We start from the raw sequence: 15,590 nt of genomic DNA, 5'->3' as shown, positions 1-15,590 counted from the left end.
GCGGCGAGCAGGTCCGGGTCGTGTTCCAGGGCGGCGGTCAGGACGGGCGTTCGTCATCTTTCGGGGTGGCCAGGGACCAGGCGATCGGCAGGCCGGAGGGGATGCAGACGCAGGCTCCCGAAGAACCGGGAGTGTGAAGCGCGGCAGCCGTAGCCGGCTCAGCCGGCCAGTTCGGAGCGTTTCGCGGTGGACCGCGATCGGCCCGACTTGACCGGCGTCCAGTCGGTCACCCACACGTCGTCGAACCACAGGTCGGTGTCCCGGCCAGTCGTCGATCCGTGTGGGGGGAGTCCTGAGGACCCGCGGGTGGAGCTTGCGACAGTTCCTCGTGCCCCACGCCAAACGCCCCGCTGACCGAACTCGGCCGATTGCGGCGGGCGTGGTGCGGCGTGGATGACGCTGGCCGCTACGCCGGGCCGCTGACCGCTTCCAGGTCCAGCGTGACCACCGGCCGCCCGTTACCGGGCCGACGGCGCTGAGGGCATGTCCGACCGGTCCGGCCCGCCGCGCCGCAGCCCGAAACCGCACACCGGCACCGGTCGGACGCCGCGTGCTGCAGCCGCTAACTCGTCAACCCCTTGCGGTAGGCGTAGGCCACCGCCTGCGCCCGGTCCCGTGCGTCGATCTTGGCCAGCAGGTGGTTGATGTGGCTCTTCACCGTGCCCTCGCTGATCACCAGCCGGACCGCGATCTCCGGGTTGGTGAGTCCGGTCGCGATCAGCGTCAGCACCTCGGCCTCCCGCGGCGTCAGCCCGTCGGGCAGGCTGGACGCGGCCGCCGGTGACGCCGTCGCGATCGCGTCGAGCAGGTGGTGCTGCACGGCCGGGTCAACCACGGCCTGGTCGTTGAGCACCTGGTGCAGCGCCTGCCGGATCTCCACGCTGCCGGCGTCTTTGGTGAGATAGCCCCGGGCGCCGGCCCGGAGCGCGTCGAGCACCGACCGGTCGTCCGAATAGGTCGTCAGCACGATCACCCTGGTCGCCGGCCGTCTCGCCCGCAGCAGCCGGGTCGCCTCGACCCCGTCGCAGCGGGGCATCCGCAGGTCCATCAGCACGATGTCGGGCCCGCGCTCCTCGGCCAGCCGGACCGCCTCGGCGCCGTCTCCGGCCGACCCGACGACCTCGACCTCGGGCATGAGCCCGAGCACCAGCTCCAGCCCTTCCCGCACCACCCGCTGATCGTCGGCCACCAGCACCCGAATCACCTCACGCCCGCCGCAACCTCCACCTTCAGCGGCGGCCGGGCGCTCGTTACCCATAGCGTTGGTCATGCCGGGACCTCCAACTCGACGCGGAAGCCGTGGCCGGTCGGCTCGGCGGTCAGCCGGCCGCCGAGCAGTTCGGCTCGCTCCCGCATCCCCGTCAGCCCGTAACCCCCGTCGCCCGGCTTGTCGGGCTCGAGTCCGACGTCTTCGACCGTGAGCCGGGCCGACGATCGCGAATAGGCCAGCGTGATCGCGACGCTCGAGGTGCCGGTCGCGTGCCTGGCCACGTTGGTCAGCGCCTCCTGGGCCACCCGGTAGAGCGCCAACCGCGCCTCCGAGGAGCCCAGCGGCCGTGGCTCCCCGGTCACGGTCACGGTGCAGGACACCCCCCGATCCTCCTCGAACTGCCGCGCCAACTCGGCCAGCCGCTCCGGCCCGGGCAACTCCTCGTCTCGCAGGGTGCCGATCGCCCGTCGCGCCTCCTCGAGCCCGCTGCGTCCCAGCTGATGGGCCCGCTCGACGGCGGCCGGCAGCCGCGGGTCGGCCGGGTTGTCGGCCGCCAGCATGCGGGCGCCCTCCAGCTGCAGGATCAGCCCGGACAGCGAATGGGCCAGCACGTCGTGCATCTCGCGGGCCAGGCGCTGCCGCTCGCCCAGCTTCGCCGCCTGGGCCTGCGCGTCGCGGCTCGCCGCCAGCTCGGCCAGCAGCCGCTGAGTGCGCCGGTTGGCGTCGGAGAGGCGGATCGCGAGCAGGAGCATGCCGTAGAACGCGGCGATCATGATGGCCGTCAGGAGCGCGGAGATGATCGAGTCGTGGCGGCCGGAGGCGAACGTGACCGCCAGCAGGACCGTCGCCACGATGATCAGGGGCACCGAGCGGTGGCCGCGGAACATCGGCGCGAGCAGGGACAACCCGACGAAGACCCCGGCTATGCCGGCCCCGGAAGGCTGCAGCCACGCCAGCACGGCGGAGGAGGCCAGCAGGACGAGGACCAGGACGAGGACGGCCCGGTCGGCGAGCAGCACCGCGGCCAGGCCGGAGAGCAGCACGACCGCGAGAGTGACCGTGACCGCCAGCCCGCGGTCGTGCCAGCCCGGGCGAGGCGAGGAGGTGAAGGCGGAGACCGCGACCACGGCCAGGATGAGCGGCGCGAGCGGCCGCAGCCACCGGATGACGGCCCGGCGCTGGGCCTGCAGCGCGTCGAGGGCGGGGTCGGTGGTCACGTCGAAAACGCTACGGGGCTGGGGCCGAGGAGGCATCAACCCGTGGTTGGAGATGAGAGATCCAACCCCGCGCCGATGCCGGCGACGGAGCGAAAACGCAGGCTGAGACGCATGAAAACAACGCGAATCCTGGTCGGAAGCTATCTGACCCTGAGCGTCCTGACCGTCGTCGCGGTGTTCCTGATGCGCCACCACGCCGGCCTGGTCAACCCGGCGGTCTGGGTCCGCACCTCGATTGTCGCCCTCACCTCGGCGCTCATGATGTCGTTCGTCATCCGGGGCGCTCAGAAACGCCTGCGCGTGGTCTCCACGGTCATGCTGGTCGCCATCACGGTCATCCTGGCCATCCCCGGCGACTTCCCGCTGTGGCTCAAGGTCGAGCAGGCGGTCTGCGGCCTCCTCCTGCTCGGCGTCGTCATCAAGGCCTGGCGACGCCAACCGGCGTGACTCAGGAATGCCGCGATCGCGTCGAAGCGCGTGGCCGGAATCGCGATCTCGAGGTCCGCGTGTTCGCGTCGCCGGCCGCCGAGGTGCAGGTCGACCGCCCAGCCGCCGGCCACGTACCAGGGCACATCGACGCCTTCGAGCCGTGCGGCCAGCACAGCGGGCTCCCAGGACTCCCAGGCGTCGATGTCGTGCGGCATGGTGATCAGCTTAGAGTGCACGCCGTGGCGAAACTTCTTTCACGCATCATGGGCCCCCAGCGCCGGACCCTGGCCCCCGGCCTGACCCAGGTCAGGACCAGAGCGCACCGCAACGGCCGGCACCTCGAGTATTCGCCGAACCTCGACGGCGACGCCGATCCGGGCGAGATCGTCTGGACCTGGGTGCCCTACGAGGAGGACCCGAAGCAGGGCAAGGACCGGCCGGTGCTGGTGGTGGGGCGCAACGAGCGTACGGTCCTCGGCCTGATGCTCTCCAGCCAGAGCGAGCGGAACGGGCAGCGCAACTGGCTCGCTCTCGGCCCCGGCCAGTGGGACCAAGACAACCGTCCGAGCTGGTTGCGGCTCGACCGGGTGCTCGAGATCGACCACGACGGCATCCGCCGGGAGGGCGCGATTCTCGATCCGCAACGGTTCACCCGGGTGGCAGACATTCTGCGGCGAAATTACGGGTGGAACTGACCCCGGATAGCGTTGGGTCATGGCAACAGAACAGATGGTCGGTTTCGGCGGCAAGCAGGCCTGGCTGGCCATCAGATCCGATTCACCCGGTGAGGTGATCGCGGCGCTGGGCCTGCGGGACCTGGGCACCGTTCCATGGCGCGACGGCATCGACCTGGCGCACCTGACCGACGACCGGGTGGCGGTGACCCCGCCGGTCGACGGCTGGATCCTGGCCACCGGCCGCTACCTGATGCGGCCGGACCGGCCGGTCGACGTGATCGGGCTCTCGGCCGCGCTGCACACCGAGGTCCAATATTTCGCGACCCACCGGGTGACCGAGTCGCACCGGTGGCAGCGGGCGGCCGATGGTGAGCTGATCCGCGCTTTTGGGTATGTGGGACAGACCGGCGAGGTGACCTCGTGGCACGGCGAGCCCGGCCCGGTCGAGCGGGAGGCCGGGCTGCCCGGCGAGCTCGACGAGGAATCGACCGTCCTGGTCGGTGAGAACGATGTGCTCCGGGTCGCCGCGGCCTGGAGCATCGACCCGTCCACCCTGTCCGGGCGCCCGGCGCCCGGGCCGCTAAACCTGGCGGCAGCCGGGTAGGGGGCCAGCATGCGCAAATTCGTGATCATGGGAGTGCAGGGCAGCGGCAAGGGCACGCAGAGCGAGCTGCTCTGCACTGATCTCGACATGGTGCACATCAGCGTCGGCGACCTCTTCCGCTGGCACGTGCAGAATCACACCAAGCTCGGCGCCCAGGTGCGCCGCATCATGAACGCCGGGGAGCTGGTCGGCGACGACATGGTCGAGGCAGTGGTTCGCGAGCGGCTCGACCAGCACGACTGGAATTGGGGTTTCGTCATCGACGGCTTCCCGCGCAACGGGCGGCAGGCCGAGTTCTTCATGGAGAGCTACGACATCGACGGCGTCATCCACCTCGAGCTGCCGGAGGACGAGGTGCGCCGCCGGGTGCTCAGCCGCCGCCTGTGCCCGAACTGCGGCATGGACTACAACCTGATCGCCGACCGGCCCAAGGCCGAGGGCTGCTGCGACATCTGCGGCCACGAGCTGATCACCCGGGCCGACGACACTCCCGAGGCGCTCGACGCCCGGCTGCGGGACTACAACGAGAAAACCCGCCCGGTGCTGGAGCTGTTCGGCCGCAAGGAGTTCGTCCACGACATCGACGCCCGCCCGCCGGCCGACGAGGTCCAGGCGAAGATCCGCGAGGTGCTGCAGCTCCCGGCGTACAAACCGGCTAGCTGACCGCGCCGGCCAGTTCGGCCAGGCGGCGGTCGACCGCGTCGGGGGCGAAGACCTGGTCGCGCACCATCGCGACGGCTCCGGTCACGCCGGAGCGGTCGCCCAGGGTGCTGGTGGTGACGACCAGGCGGCCGGTGGCCAGCGGCTGGGTGTGCTGGAGCAGCGACTCGTGCACGCCGCGCAGGAACTGTTCGCCGGCGTCGGCCAGGTCGCCGCCGATCACCAGCACGCGGGGGTTGAGCAGGCTGATCGCGGTGGCCAGCACCTCGCCGACCAGCAGTCCGGACCGGTGCACGACGGCGACCGCGGCCGGCTCGCCCTTGGCCACGAACGAGACGACGTCGCGGCTGGTCAGCGCCGCGAAGCCCTGGTCACGCAGTTCGCGGGCCATGGCCGTACCGCTGGCGCTGGCGGCCAGGCAGCCGATCGCGCCGCAGGTGCAGACGGCGGTGCCGTCCTTGATGCGGACGTGCCCGATGTCGCCGGCCGCGCCGTCGGCGCCGCGGAGCACCTCGCCGCCGGCGATGATGCCGGCGCCGAGGCCGCTGCCCACCTTGAGGAAGAGCAGGGTCGACTCGTCGGGGAAGTTGACCTGGTGCTCGCCGAGCGCCATCAGGTTGGCGTCGTTCTCCAGGTAGAGCGGGGCCTTGAACCGCCGCCCGACCGCGTCGCGTACCGGATAGTCGTGCCAGCCCGGCATGACCGGCGGCCGCACCACCCGGGCCTGCTCGAACTCGACCGGGCCGGGCACGCCGATGCCGATGCCGCAGACGGTGGCCGGGTCGCGGCCGGCCTTCTCGAGCAACTTGTCGAAGCGGTCGCACACCTCACCCAGCACCGATTCCGGCCCGGCCGCGATGCGGCTCTCGAGCACCTGTTCGGCCAGGATCTCCCCGCGGGCGTTGGTGACCGCGACCCGCCCGTGGGTGACTCCGAGGTCGGCGGCGAGCACGGTCGGGGTCAGGTCGTCGAAGGTGAGCAGGGTCGGCGGCCGGCCGCCGGACGACGTGGCGGTGCCCGCTTCGCGCAGATAGCCGGCGTTGACCAGCGCGTCGAGCCGGGCCGCGACGGTGGACCGGGACAGGTCGGTGACCTGGCCGAGTTCCCGGCGCGTGCCCACGCGCCCGTCGCGGATCAGTTGCAGCAGGTGGCCGGCGCTGTTGGACGACTGCATGCCTCGTGCGCCTCTCAACCCTTCTCCGCTCCGGCGCTCAGCCCCTCGACGAGGAACCGCTCCGTGATGAAGAACAACGCGATGATCGGAACGGTCAGCACCACGGAACCCGCCATCAGGACCGTCGTCGGCACCTCGATGCTGCCGGAGAGCTGCGCGAGGCCGAGCGAGACGGTCCACCGGTCCCGGTTCTGCACCAGGAACAGCAGCGCGAACAGGAACTCGTTCCACGCGATCATACAGACGTACAGGCCAGTGGCCATGATGGATGGCATGGCCAGCGGCAGGCTGACCCGGCGGATCACGCCGAACCGTCCGCAGCCGTCCAGCAACGCCGCTTCCTCCAGGCTCACCGGGATCGTGTCGAAATACTGGCGCAGCATGTAGACGGCGACCGGGATGGTCTGCGCGACGTAGACGATCGCCAGGCCGGCCAGGCTGCCGCTCAGCCCGGCCCGGGCGAAGATCACGAACAACGGAACCGCGATGACCACCGACGGGAAGAGATAGACCGCCAGGAACAGCGCCGAGACTTGCCGCCGGCCTTTGAAGGCCAGGCGGCTTACGGCGTACGAGCCGGGGATCGACACCGCGAGCGTGACCACGACCGTGCCCAGCGCGACGAGCAGGCTGTTGCGGATGAGCGTGAGGAAGCCCTGGCCGCCGTGGCTCACCGACCGCAGCACCTGCTTGTATGCCCCGACCGAGATGTCCACCGGGTTGATCCAGAGGCGTCCCGGGTCGAGCAGCAGGTCCTGGATGCTGCGCACCGACAGCATCAGCATGTAGTAGAAGGGCACCACCGAGGCGAGCACCAGCAGCGCGATGACGATCCAGCGCACCACCGGCAGCACCGCGCGCTCGGCCCGGTCGCGGGTCAGCGGTGGCCGTTGCGACGGGCCGCTCTGGGTTGTCGCCATTACTCTGTTTCTCCGTTCCAGCGACGGGTGGCCCGGCGCTGGATGATCAGGAAGACCACCAGCACGACAGCCAGGATGACGGCCTGCGCGCAGGCGGCGCCGACGTCCTTGCGGGAGGTCAGCAGCTCGTACACCCGGACGCTGACCACCTCGGTGCCGGAGCCGCCGCCGGTCAGCAGGTAGACGTCGTCGAACTTGCTGAACGTGAAGACGAACCGCAGCACGAACAGCACCGCCATGGTCGGCAGCAGTTGCGGCAGCAGGATGTAGCGGAAGCTCTGCAGCGGCGTCGCGCCGTCGACCCGGGCCGCCTCCTCGGTGTCGGCCGGCACCGCCTGGAGCCGGGCCATCAGGAAGAGGAACGCGAACGGGTAGTAGCGCCAGGTCTCGAAGGCGATGACGGTGAGCAGCGCGGTCGATGGCTGGGAGAGGAACGGGATCGCGTCGTTCCAGCCCAGGAACCGGGTGCCCCAGTCGTTGACGACGCCGAACTGCGGGTTGAGCATCGTCGTCCAGACGAAGGCGACGGCGACGACCGGCGCCACGTACGGGAGAAGGATGAGCCCGCGCACGATGGCCCGGCCCCGAAAGGGCCGCCGGACGGCGAGCGCGGCCGCCAGGCCGACGAGCAGTGATCCGGCTGTCCCGCCGATGGTGTAGAGCACCGTGGTGCGCAGATCGGTCCAGAAGCCCGGCGCCTTCAGCACGCCGGTGAAGTTGTCCAGTGTGTACTTGCCGAAGAAGCCGGCGTACCGGATGTTGATCAGCCGGATGTCCTGGAACGCGATGGAGATCGCCCACAGCATCGGCACGAGCAGCACCAGGCAGACGATCAGCACGGTCGGCGAGACCAGGGCGAGCCCGGCCCGGGCGTCGCGCTGGCGCAGCGTGACTCTGCGTTTGGCCATTTGTCCTCCCGAGGCCGGGCCCACCCGCGGGCGGGCCCGGCCGCCCGTCACTTGTCGATCGACTTCTCGATGTCCTGCACCGCGGCGGTCGCCTGTTGGGCCGCCTTCTGCGGGGTACCGCCGTTGACCATGCTGTTGATCGCCTTGGGCACCGGCAGCTCACCCTGGGTCGCGCCGACCAGCGCGCCCTTGCCCTGGGCGTAGCCCCAGGCATCGAACTTGTCCGGGCCCTCGACCACCGTGTTGATCACGTCGGGCGAGTAGACCGTGCTGAGCGGGACCTTCTTGTCGACGCCGGCCGGCAGGGTGCTCCAGGCCTTGAGGAACTTCTGCGGGTCCTGGGCGGTGCCCTTGCGGACCGGGACCTTGCCCTCGGGGGCCAGGCCGAGCCAGTCGGTGTAGCCCTCGTTCATCATGTACTCGACGAACTGCTTGGCCGCCGCCTTGTTGGCGTCGCGGGTCATCGCCCACGAGACGACCTCGCCGAACTGGGAGGGCTGGCCGTCCGGCCCGCTGACCGGCCCGATCACCCCGGTGTTCTTGGCCAGGAAGCTCGGGTCGTTCTTGCACTGGGGGCAGGTCGGCAGGGCGTCGTTGCGCAGCCCGGCCAGCTCGTCGAGCATGAACGAGGACCAGACGGTCATCGCGGTCTTGCCGGCGAAGTAGTTGGCGCGGGTGGTGTCCACATCCTGGTTGCCCTTGACCGAATACTTGGTCGCCAGGTCGTTGTAGAAGCGGAAGGTGTCGACGCAGGCCGGGCTGTCCAGCAGGATCTTGCCGGAGTTGTCGACCAGCTGGCAGCCGTTGCCGAGCGCGAAGTACTCGAACGACTGCTGGGTGAAGGCATCGCCGGGCGTGGTCGAGATCGCGATGCCGGAGTTGCCGCCGGAGGTCAGCTTCTGCGCCGCCGCCTCGATCTTGGGCAGGGTGTCCGGCGTCGGCAGGCCGGCCTTGGCGAACAGGTCCTTGCGGTAGAACAGCAGCTGGGTCCAGGCGTCGCTGGGCACCGCCAGCTGGGCGCCGCTGGTGTCCTGGGTCTGCTTCAGCGCGGCGGGGGAGAAGGTGCCGGCGCCCAGGTCCTTGACGATCTCGCCGGGGGTCGTGGTGTCGAGCAGCTTGTTGACGGCGAGCGACTGCACGCCCTCGGTGGAGAGGGCCGCGACCAGGTCGGGCAGCTTGCCCTCGGCCGCGGCCGAGGTCATCACCTGGTCGAACTGGTCCTCGGCGATCGCCACCACGTTGACCTTGATGCCCGAGGACGCCTGGAACTTGGCGGCGATCTTCTTCATGGTCTCGACGCGGTCCTGGACGTCCTCGGTCGTCCACATGGTCAGCGTCTTTCCGTCACCTTTGTTGGCGCCGCTGTCCTCATTGCCGTCCGGTCCGCTCGTGGTGCATGCGGCGAGAGAAGCAACGAGGGCGCCGGCGACGAGCATGGATCTCGCGCGCATCCGCAACCCCTTCTAGATCATCGTCGGGCAAGTTTCGCCACGCTGGTGCTTTCTTCGGCTACAGAAGAACGCAACTTTTGCCTGAACACAAGACCTAAGCCGGAGAAGATTTCGCGGAGGTTAACGCCGCCCGCAGGGTCTCGCGGGCCAGCAGGATGCCCTTCTGGACGGCCTCGACGCTCCCGCCGTGCACCGGGTCCTCGTGCTCGATCGACAGCACGCCGGAGAAGCCACCATCGACGAGCGTGCGTACGACGCCGGCCCAGTCGACCACGCCCAGGCCCGGCAGCCGGTAGCGCCACCAGGCATGATCCCACTGGTCGGAGCGGTCGACGGCGTTTCCTCCGAAGCCCGTGCGGTCGATCCGGCCGGCCAGGATCTCGACGTCCTTGGCCTGCGCGTGATGCGTCCGGGCGACGTACGGCCGGAGCGCCGCCACCGGGTCGATGCCGATGCCGACCAGGTGCGACGGGTCGTAGTTGAGCCACACCCCGAGCTCGAACATCCAGTCCCACAGCTCGGGCGAGTAGGCCAGGTTGGCCGGGTAGCCGTCCGGATGCCAGCCCGACATCAGGCAGTTCTCGATGATGATCTCGACGCCGGCCGAGCGGGCGGTCTCGACGAACGGCGGGAAGATCCCCTCGGCCTGGCGCAGGCTGTCGGCGACGGTCGTGGTGGTGTCGCGGCCGATGAACGTGCCGACCGACGGCACGCCGAGCGCGGCCGCGGCGTCGATGCAGGCCCGCAGGTGATCGTGCCGGGCGGCCCGCTCGCGGGGGTCGGGGTGCAGGTGGTTCTCGTAGTAGGCGATCGACGAGATGGTCACGCCGGCCTCGCCCAGCTGCTCGGTCAGGCGGCCGGCGTCGAGGTGGCGAACGTCCAGGTGGGCGGGGTTGAGCCGGCGCGGGTCGTCGACCGGCCAGGCAGCCACCTCGATCGCCGGGAAGCCGGTCTCGCCGGCCCACCGGACGATCTCCGGGAGCGTTAGGTCGCGAAGCGCGGCGGTCAGGAACCCGATTTGCACGATGCCCTCCTGCAACTTGACTGATCAAAATGAAGGTTTAGTCTAGCGGTCAAGCAAAAGTGGAGGCGTGATGCAGCAGGTGGTCGAGTTCACCGGACCGCAGCAGGTGCGGCTGGTGCCGCAGGAGGCCCAGCCGCTCACCCCGGGCACGGTCCGGGTGCGAACCTGGTATTCCGGCATTTCCGCGGGCACCGAGCTGACCGCGTACCGCGGCACCAACCCCTATCTGACCAAGACGTGGGACCCGGAGCGGCGGCTGTTCACCGAGGGGGCGCCCACCTTCGCCTACCCGGTGAGCGGCTGGGGCTACGAGGAGGTCGGCGAGGTCGTCGAGGTGGCCGCCGACGTCACGGCCTACTCGGTGGGCCAGCTGGTCGCCGGCATCTGGGGCCACCGCTCCGAGGCCGTGATCGACGCGTCCGCCCCGATCCACCGGCTGCTGCCGGCCGGGGTCGACCCCCGGCACGGCATCTTCGCCCGCCCCGGCGCCATCGCCCTCAACGCGGTGCTCGCGGCCGACGTCCGCCTCGGCGAGACCGTCGCCGTCTTCGGCCAGGGCGTGATCGGGCTGCTCGCCACCCAGCTGGCCACGCTCTCCGGCGGCACGGTCCTCGCGGTCGACGCCATCGAGTCGCGGCTCGAACTGGCGGCCCGGCTCGGCGCCGCCGGCACCGTCGACGCGCGGCACCCGGCCGGGGCCGGCGCCGAGATCCGCCGGATCACCGGCGGCGGCACCGACTCGGCCATCGAGCTGTCCGGCAGCCACCGCGCCCTGCACGAGGCGATCCGCAGCGTGCAGGTCGAGGGCACGGTCGCGGCGGCCGGCTTCTACCAGGGCGACGGTCTCGGGCTGCGGCTCGGCGAGGAGTTCCACCACAACCGCGTACGCCTCGTGGCCAGCCAGATCTCCGGCACGCCGGTGCCACTGGGCCGCCGCTGGGACCAGCCCCGCCTGGTCCGCGCCTTCCTCGACCAGGTCGCGTCCGGCCGTCTCGCCGTCGCCCCCCTGATCAGCCACGTGGTCGACGTCGCCGACGTGGCCGACGCCTTCACCCTGCTCGACCGCCGACCCGCCGAGGCGCTGCAGATCGTGCTGCGCTTCCCCGCCGCTCAAGGAGCCGACCGATGACCCCGCTTTCCGACCGCATCTCCTGCCAGGAGCAGCTTCTGCCCGGCGACACCCTGCCGGAGAAGTGGGAGTTCGCGCAGCAGGCCGGCTTCGGCGCGATCGAGCTGCGTGGCAAGGGCGACCTCGCCTTCGAGGCGCGGCTGCCCGAGCTGCGCAAGGCGGCCGCCGACGGCGTGGTGATGCCGACCGTCTGCGTGGAGATGTTGCACTTCATCGGGGACTTCGACGCCGAGCGGCGGGCCGACGCGATCAAGCAGATGCGCTCGCAGCTCACGGTCATCGGCGAGATCGGCGGCGGGCTGGCGATGACTCCCGCGTCGTACGGCCAGTTCTCCCGGCGCCTGCCCCCGTTCGAGCCGCCGCGCAGCCCGGAGGAGGACCGGGCCGTGCTTTTCGAGGCCCTCACCGAGCTGGGCGAGCACGCCGTCCGCGAGGGCGTCGTGCTCGCCCTCGAGCCGCTCAACCGGTACGAGAACCACATGGTCAACACGCTGGCCGACGCCGTCTCGCTGTGCCAGGAGGTCGGCCTGCCCTCGGTCAAGGTCGCCGCCGACACCTACCACATGAACATCGAGGAGGCCGATCCCGCGGCCTCGCTGGTGGCGGCCGCGCCCTGGCTCGGCCACGTGCAGCTCTCCGACTCCAACCGCCTCGAGCCGGGCGCCGGACACATTGACTGGTCGCTCACGCTCGCCACTCTCGACGCGATCGACTATCCGGGCACGCTGGCCTTCGAGTGCCGGCTGTCCGGCCCGGCGGCCGAGGCGCTGCCGCGTTCCGTGGCCAAGCTGCGGGCCGCGGCACTGTGACCACTGTGGAGGCTGTCGCGACCGGCGACCTGCGGCGGGACGCCGTACGCACCCTGATCCGCAACTGGCGCGGCGGATCCACCGTCCCCACCGCCTCGCTCTATCCGCATCAGTGGAGCTGGGACTCGGCGTTCAACGCGATCGGCTGGGCGCACGTCGCGCCCCGCCGGGCCGCCGCCGAACTGTCGGGCCTGCTCGGCGCCCAGTGGGCCGACGGGCGGGTGCCGCAGATCGTCTTCGACCCGGCCGTGCCCGAGGACGCCTATTTCCCCGGCCCCTGGTACTGGCGACCGATGCCGGCGTCCGGCCCGCCCCGCGGGGTGCGGACCAGCGGCATCGTGCAGCCGCCGATGCACGCGGTGGCGGCCCTCGCGATCGCCGAGCACGACCCGGCGGCGCTGCGGCGTCTCTACCCGCGGCTGGTGCGGTGGCACGACTATCTGTGGGAACGCCGGCTGGTGCGGCGCTACGGGCTGGTCGCGATCGTGCACCCGTGGGAGTCCGGTCTCGACAACAGCCCGGCCTGGGACGAGCCGCTGCGCGCGGTGCCGGTCGTCGACGTCGACGCGATCGCCGCGCACCGGCGCGACATCCTGCACTCGTGGTCGGAGCACCGGCCGACCAACGACGATTACGCGCGTTACGCGCTCCTGGTGCGCGAATACCGCGACGGCGGCTACCGGGACCGCCTCGACGACCTGCGCTTCTGCGTGCTCGATCCGCTGACCAACGCGGTCTTCGCGCGGGCCTGTCTCGCCCTGGCCGAGATCGCGGTCCGGCTGGGCGCGGATCCCGCGCCCCATCGCGTACGCGCGGAGCAGTTGACGGCGAGCATCGAGCAACACCTGTGGTCGCCGGCGCTCGGCAGTTTCGCCGCCCGCGACGTGCGAACCGGGGAGCTGCAACCGGTCCGTACGGTCGGCGGTCTGATGCCGTTGCTCCTGCCCGGACTCTCGCCCGGCCGGCGGGAGGCTCTGATCGCGACGCTGACCGGCCCGGCCTTCCGGCTCGGCGCGGGTTCGACCGGCGTGCCCAGCTACGACCTGACCGCCCCCGACCTCGACCTGTCCCGCTACTGGCGGGGCCCGACCTGGGCCAGCACCAACTGGCTGGTCTGGAACGGGCTGCGGACCGCCGGACGGCCCGACCTGGCCGGGACGCTGGCGTCCGACATGGTCGCGCTGGTGGCCGGGGCCGGCCTGCGGGAATACTTCGATCCGTCCACCGGGGCCGGGCTGGGCGGCCGGGATTTCACGTGGACCGCCGCCCTTCTGCTGGACGTGCTGGCGGCGCACTGAGTCGATCGCCGGATCTGGAGCTGGTCGACCCCGGGGTCGTGACGTGCACCAAATGGCGCCCCGACCCCGGTGACCCGACCGCTGACACGGACGTCTACCAGTTCTGTGGTCTGGTCCGGAAAAGCTAGTCCTCGCCGGCCGCCGACGGCAGTTTGTCGCGGATGAGATCCATGACCGACGAGTCGGTCAGCGTGGTGACGTCGCCCAGCTGCCGGTTCTCGGCGACGTCGCGCAGCAACCGCCGCATGATCTTGCCGGAGCGGGTCTTGGGCAGCTCCGGCACGACCATGATCTGCCGGGGCTTGGCGATCGGCCCGATCTCCTTGGTGACGTGGTCGCGCAGCACCCGGGCGATGTCGTCGTCGGCCGCGCCGCCCCGCAGGATGACGAACGCGACGATCGCCTGCCCGGTCGTCGGGTCGGTCGCCCCGACCACCGCCGCCTCGGCGACCGAGGAGTGCGAGACCAGCGCCGACTCGACCTCGGTGGTCGAGATGCGGTGCCCGGAGACGTTCATGACGTCGTCGATGCGGCCCAGCAGCCAGATGTCGCCGTCGTCGTCCTTCTTCGCCCCGTCGCCGGCCAGGTAGAAGCCCTCGGCGGCGAACCGTTCCCAGTACGTCTCCTTGAACCGGGCCAGGTCGCCCCAGATCCCCCGGGTCATCGACGGCCAGGGCTCGGTCAGCACCAGGATGCCGCCGCCCCCGTTGGGCACCGGTCGGCCCTCGTTGTCGACGACATCGGCTTCGATGCCGGGCAGCGCGGTCATCGCCGAGCCCGGCTTGGTCGCGGTGACCCCGGGCAGCGGGCTGATCATGATCGCCCCGGTCTCGGTCTGCCACCAGGTGTCGACCACCGGGCAGCGGTCGCCGCCGATCACCGACCGGTACCACATCCACGCCTCGGGGTTGATCGGTTCGCCGACCGAGCCGAGCAGGCGCAGCGAGGACAGGTCGTGCGCCTCGGGCACCTCGGCGCCCCACTTCATGAACGTACGGATGGTGGTCGGCGCGGTGTACAGGATCGAGATCCGGTACCGCTCGATCATCTCCCACCAGCGGTGCTCGTCCGGCGTGTTGGGCGTGCCCTCGTACAGGAACGAGGTGGCCCGGTTGGCGAGCGGGCCGTACACGATGTAGCTGTGCCCGGTGATCCAGCCGATGTCGGCACCGCACCAGTAGAGGTCGTCGTCCGGCTTGAGGTCGAAGACCGCGTGATGGGTGTACGCCACCTGGGTCAGGTAGCCCCCGCTGCTGTGCAGGATGCCCTTCGGCTTGCCGGTCGTCCCCGAGGTGTACATGACGAACAGCGGGTGCTCGGCGTCGAAGGCCTCCGGGGCGTGGTCGACGGGCTGCCGGTCGACCACGTCGTGCCACCACACGTCGCGCCCCGGGGTCCAGCCGACGTCGTTGCCGCCGCGCCGCACCACGAGCACCGACCGCACGTCCGGGCAGCGCTGCAACGCCTCGTCGACGACCGGCTTGAGCCCCGACACCGCGCCGCGCCGGTAGCCGCCGTCGGCCGTGATCACCACGCGGGCGTCGCAGTCGAGGATGCGGTCGGAGAGCGCGGTCGCCGAGAACCCGCCGAAGACGACCGTATGCGGTGCCCCGAGCCGCGCGCAGGCGAGCATCGCGACGACCGTCTCCGGGATCATCGGCATGTAGATGGCGACCCGGTCGCCGGTCCGGACGCCCAGTTCGACGAGCGCGTTGGCGGCCTGGCAGACCATGTTCTTGAGCTGGGCGTAGGTGATGGCCCGGGTGTCGCCCGGCTCGCCCTCCCAGTGGAACGCGACCTGGTCGCCGTGCCCGTCCTCGACGTGCCGGTCGACGCAGTTGTAGGCGACGTTGAGCCGCCCGCCGGCGAACCACTTCGCGACCGGCGCGCCGGACCAGTCGAGCACCTCGGTCCACGGGTCGGCCCACGTCAGCCGCGAGGCCTGGGTCTCCCAGAAGGCCAGGCGGTCGGCGTCCGCCTCCGCGTACGCCGCGGCGGTCACGTTGGCCGCCGCGGCGAACGAGGCTGGAGGCGGGAAACGGCGTTCCTCGCGCAGCAGGTTGGAGAGGGTCTCGCTCAT

General features: G+C 70.9%; 15 protein-coding genes and 1 pseudogene. 7 read left to right on the top strand and 9 right to left on the bottom strand.

Annotation, left to right across the window (positions count from 1 at the left end):
• Positions 1-562: 562 nt before the first annotated feature.
• Both AB0M88_RS11590 and AB0M88_RS11585 read right to left on the bottom strand, forming a co-directional pair.
• A complete protein-coding gene (locus AB0M88_RS11590) occupies positions 563-1,270 on the bottom strand; it encodes a response regulator transcription factor (RefSeq protein ID WP_364099179.1) in 708 nt (235 codons plus the stop codon).
• A complete protein-coding gene (locus tag AB0M88_RS11585; protein ID WP_364099176.1) occupies positions 1,267-2,427 on the bottom strand; it encodes a sensor histidine kinase in 1,161 nt (386 codons plus the stop codon). The genes AB0M88_RS11590 and AB0M88_RS11585 overlap by 4 nt, the downstream gene beginning before the upstream one ends.
• A 111-nt stretch (positions 2,428-2,538) precedes the next feature.
• Between AB0M88_RS11585 and AB0M88_RS11580 the strand changes: the two genes are divergently transcribed.
• The gene (locus AB0M88_RS11580) at positions 2,539-2,874 is read left to right on the top strand and encodes a hypothetical protein (protein WP_364099396.1); all 336 of its coding nucleotides are present in this window, start codon (positions 2,539-2,541) and stop codon (positions 2,872-2,874) included.
• 50 nt (positions 2,875-2,924) lie between these two features.
• On the opposite strand, the pseudogene AB0M88_RS11575 reads toward AB0M88_RS11580, so the two are convergent.
• A pseudogene (locus AB0M88_RS11575) lies at positions 2,925-3,071 on the bottom strand (hypothetical protein); the annotation flags it as partial.
• Positions 3,072-3,095: 24 nt separating this feature from the next.
• Here AB0M88_RS11575 and AB0M88_RS11570 point away from each other — a divergent pair.
• From AB0M88_RS11570 to AB0M88_RS11560, 3 genes are read left to right on the top strand one after another with little or no spacing between them, the layout of a single operon-like run.
• The gene (locus tag AB0M88_RS11570; RefSeq protein WP_364099173.1) at positions 3,096-3,551 is read left to right on the top strand and encodes a type II toxin-antitoxin system PemK/MazF family toxin; all 456 of its coding nucleotides are present in this window, start codon (positions 3,096-3,098) and stop codon (positions 3,549-3,551) included.
• Between the two features lie 19 nt (positions 3,552-3,570).
• Entirely contained in the window at positions 3,571-4,137 is a 567-nt protein-coding gene (locus tag AB0M88_RS11565) for a hypothetical protein (RefSeq protein WP_364099170.1), read from the top strand.
• 9 nt (positions 4,138-4,146) lie between these two features.
• Positions 4,147-4,800 (top strand): nucleoside monophosphate kinase, encoded by a 654-nt coding sequence (locus tag AB0M88_RS11560; RefSeq protein ID WP_364099167.1) that lies wholly within the window; start codon positions 4,147-4,149, stop codon positions 4,798-4,800.
• Here AB0M88_RS11560 and AB0M88_RS11555 read toward each other — a convergent pair.
• The 5 genes from AB0M88_RS11555 to AB0M88_RS11535 form a co-directional block, all read right to left on the bottom strand.
• Entirely contained in the window at positions 4,793-5,989 is a 1,197-nt protein-coding gene (locus AB0M88_RS11555) for an ROK family transcriptional regulator (RefSeq protein WP_364099164.1), read from the bottom strand. The genes AB0M88_RS11560 and AB0M88_RS11555 overlap by 8 nt on opposite strands.
• The gene (locus tag AB0M88_RS11550; RefSeq protein WP_364099161.1) at positions 5,986-6,891 is read right to left on the bottom strand and encodes a carbohydrate ABC transporter permease; all 906 of its coding nucleotides are present in this window, start codon (positions 6,889-6,891) and stop codon (positions 5,986-5,988) included. Before AB0M88_RS11550 ends, AB0M88_RS11555 begins: the two co-directional genes overlap by 4 nt.
• Positions 6,891-7,799 (bottom strand): sugar ABC transporter permease, encoded by a 909-nt coding sequence (locus tag AB0M88_RS11545; RefSeq protein WP_364099158.1) that lies wholly within the window; start codon positions 7,797-7,799, stop codon positions 6,891-6,893. Before AB0M88_RS11545 ends, AB0M88_RS11550 begins: the two co-directional genes overlap by 1 nt.
• A gap of 47 nt (positions 7,800-7,846) precedes the next feature.
• Positions 7,847-9,250, bottom strand: a complete 1,404-nt coding sequence (locus AB0M88_RS11540) for an extracellular solute-binding protein (RefSeq protein WP_364099155.1) — start codon at positions 9,248-9,250, stop codon at positions 7,847-7,849.
• A gap of 94 nt (positions 9,251-9,344) precedes the next feature.
• Complete coding sequence (locus AB0M88_RS11535; RefSeq protein ID WP_364099152.1) at positions 9,345-10,274, bottom strand: sugar phosphate isomerase/epimerase; 930 nt, start codon at positions 10,272-10,274, stop codon at positions 9,345-9,347.
• A 70-nt stretch (positions 10,275-10,344) separates the two neighbouring features.
• On the opposite strand from AB0M88_RS11535, the gene AB0M88_RS11530 reads away from it, so the two are divergent.
• From AB0M88_RS11530 to AB0M88_RS11520, 3 genes are read left to right on the top strand one after another with little or no spacing between them, the layout of a single operon-like run.
• Positions 10,345-11,403, top strand: a complete 1,059-nt coding sequence (locus AB0M88_RS11530; RefSeq protein ID WP_364099385.1) for a zinc-binding alcohol dehydrogenase — start codon at positions 10,345-10,347, stop codon at positions 11,401-11,403.
• A complete protein-coding gene (locus AB0M88_RS11525) occupies positions 11,400-12,212 on the top strand; it encodes a sugar phosphate isomerase/epimerase family protein (RefSeq protein ID WP_364099149.1) in 813 nt (270 codons plus the stop codon). The genes AB0M88_RS11530 and AB0M88_RS11525 overlap by 4 nt, the downstream gene beginning before the upstream one ends.
• 5 nt (positions 12,213-12,217) lie before the next feature.
• Positions 12,218-13,510: a trehalase family glycosidase gene (locus AB0M88_RS11520; RefSeq protein ID WP_364099146.1), complete on the top strand. Its 1,293-nt coding sequence runs from the start codon at positions 12,218-12,220 to the stop codon at positions 13,508-13,510.
• Between the two features lie 124 nt (positions 13,511-13,634).
• Here the strand turns inward: AB0M88_RS11520 and acs are convergent, their stop codons facing one another.
• Positions 13,635-15,590, bottom strand: coding sequence for an acetate--CoA ligase (gene acs / locus AB0M88_RS11515; protein ID WP_364099143.1), 1,956 nt, complete (start codon positions 15,588-15,590; stop codon positions 13,635-13,637).

This window comes from Actinoplanes sp. NPDC051411 (genome assembly GCF_040682075.1).
In the GTDB taxonomy this organism is placed as follows: Bacteria; Actinomycetota; Actinomycetes; order Mycobacteriales; family Micromonosporaceae; genus Actinoplanes.
This window is presented reverse-complemented; position numbering and strand designations above follow the sequence as displayed.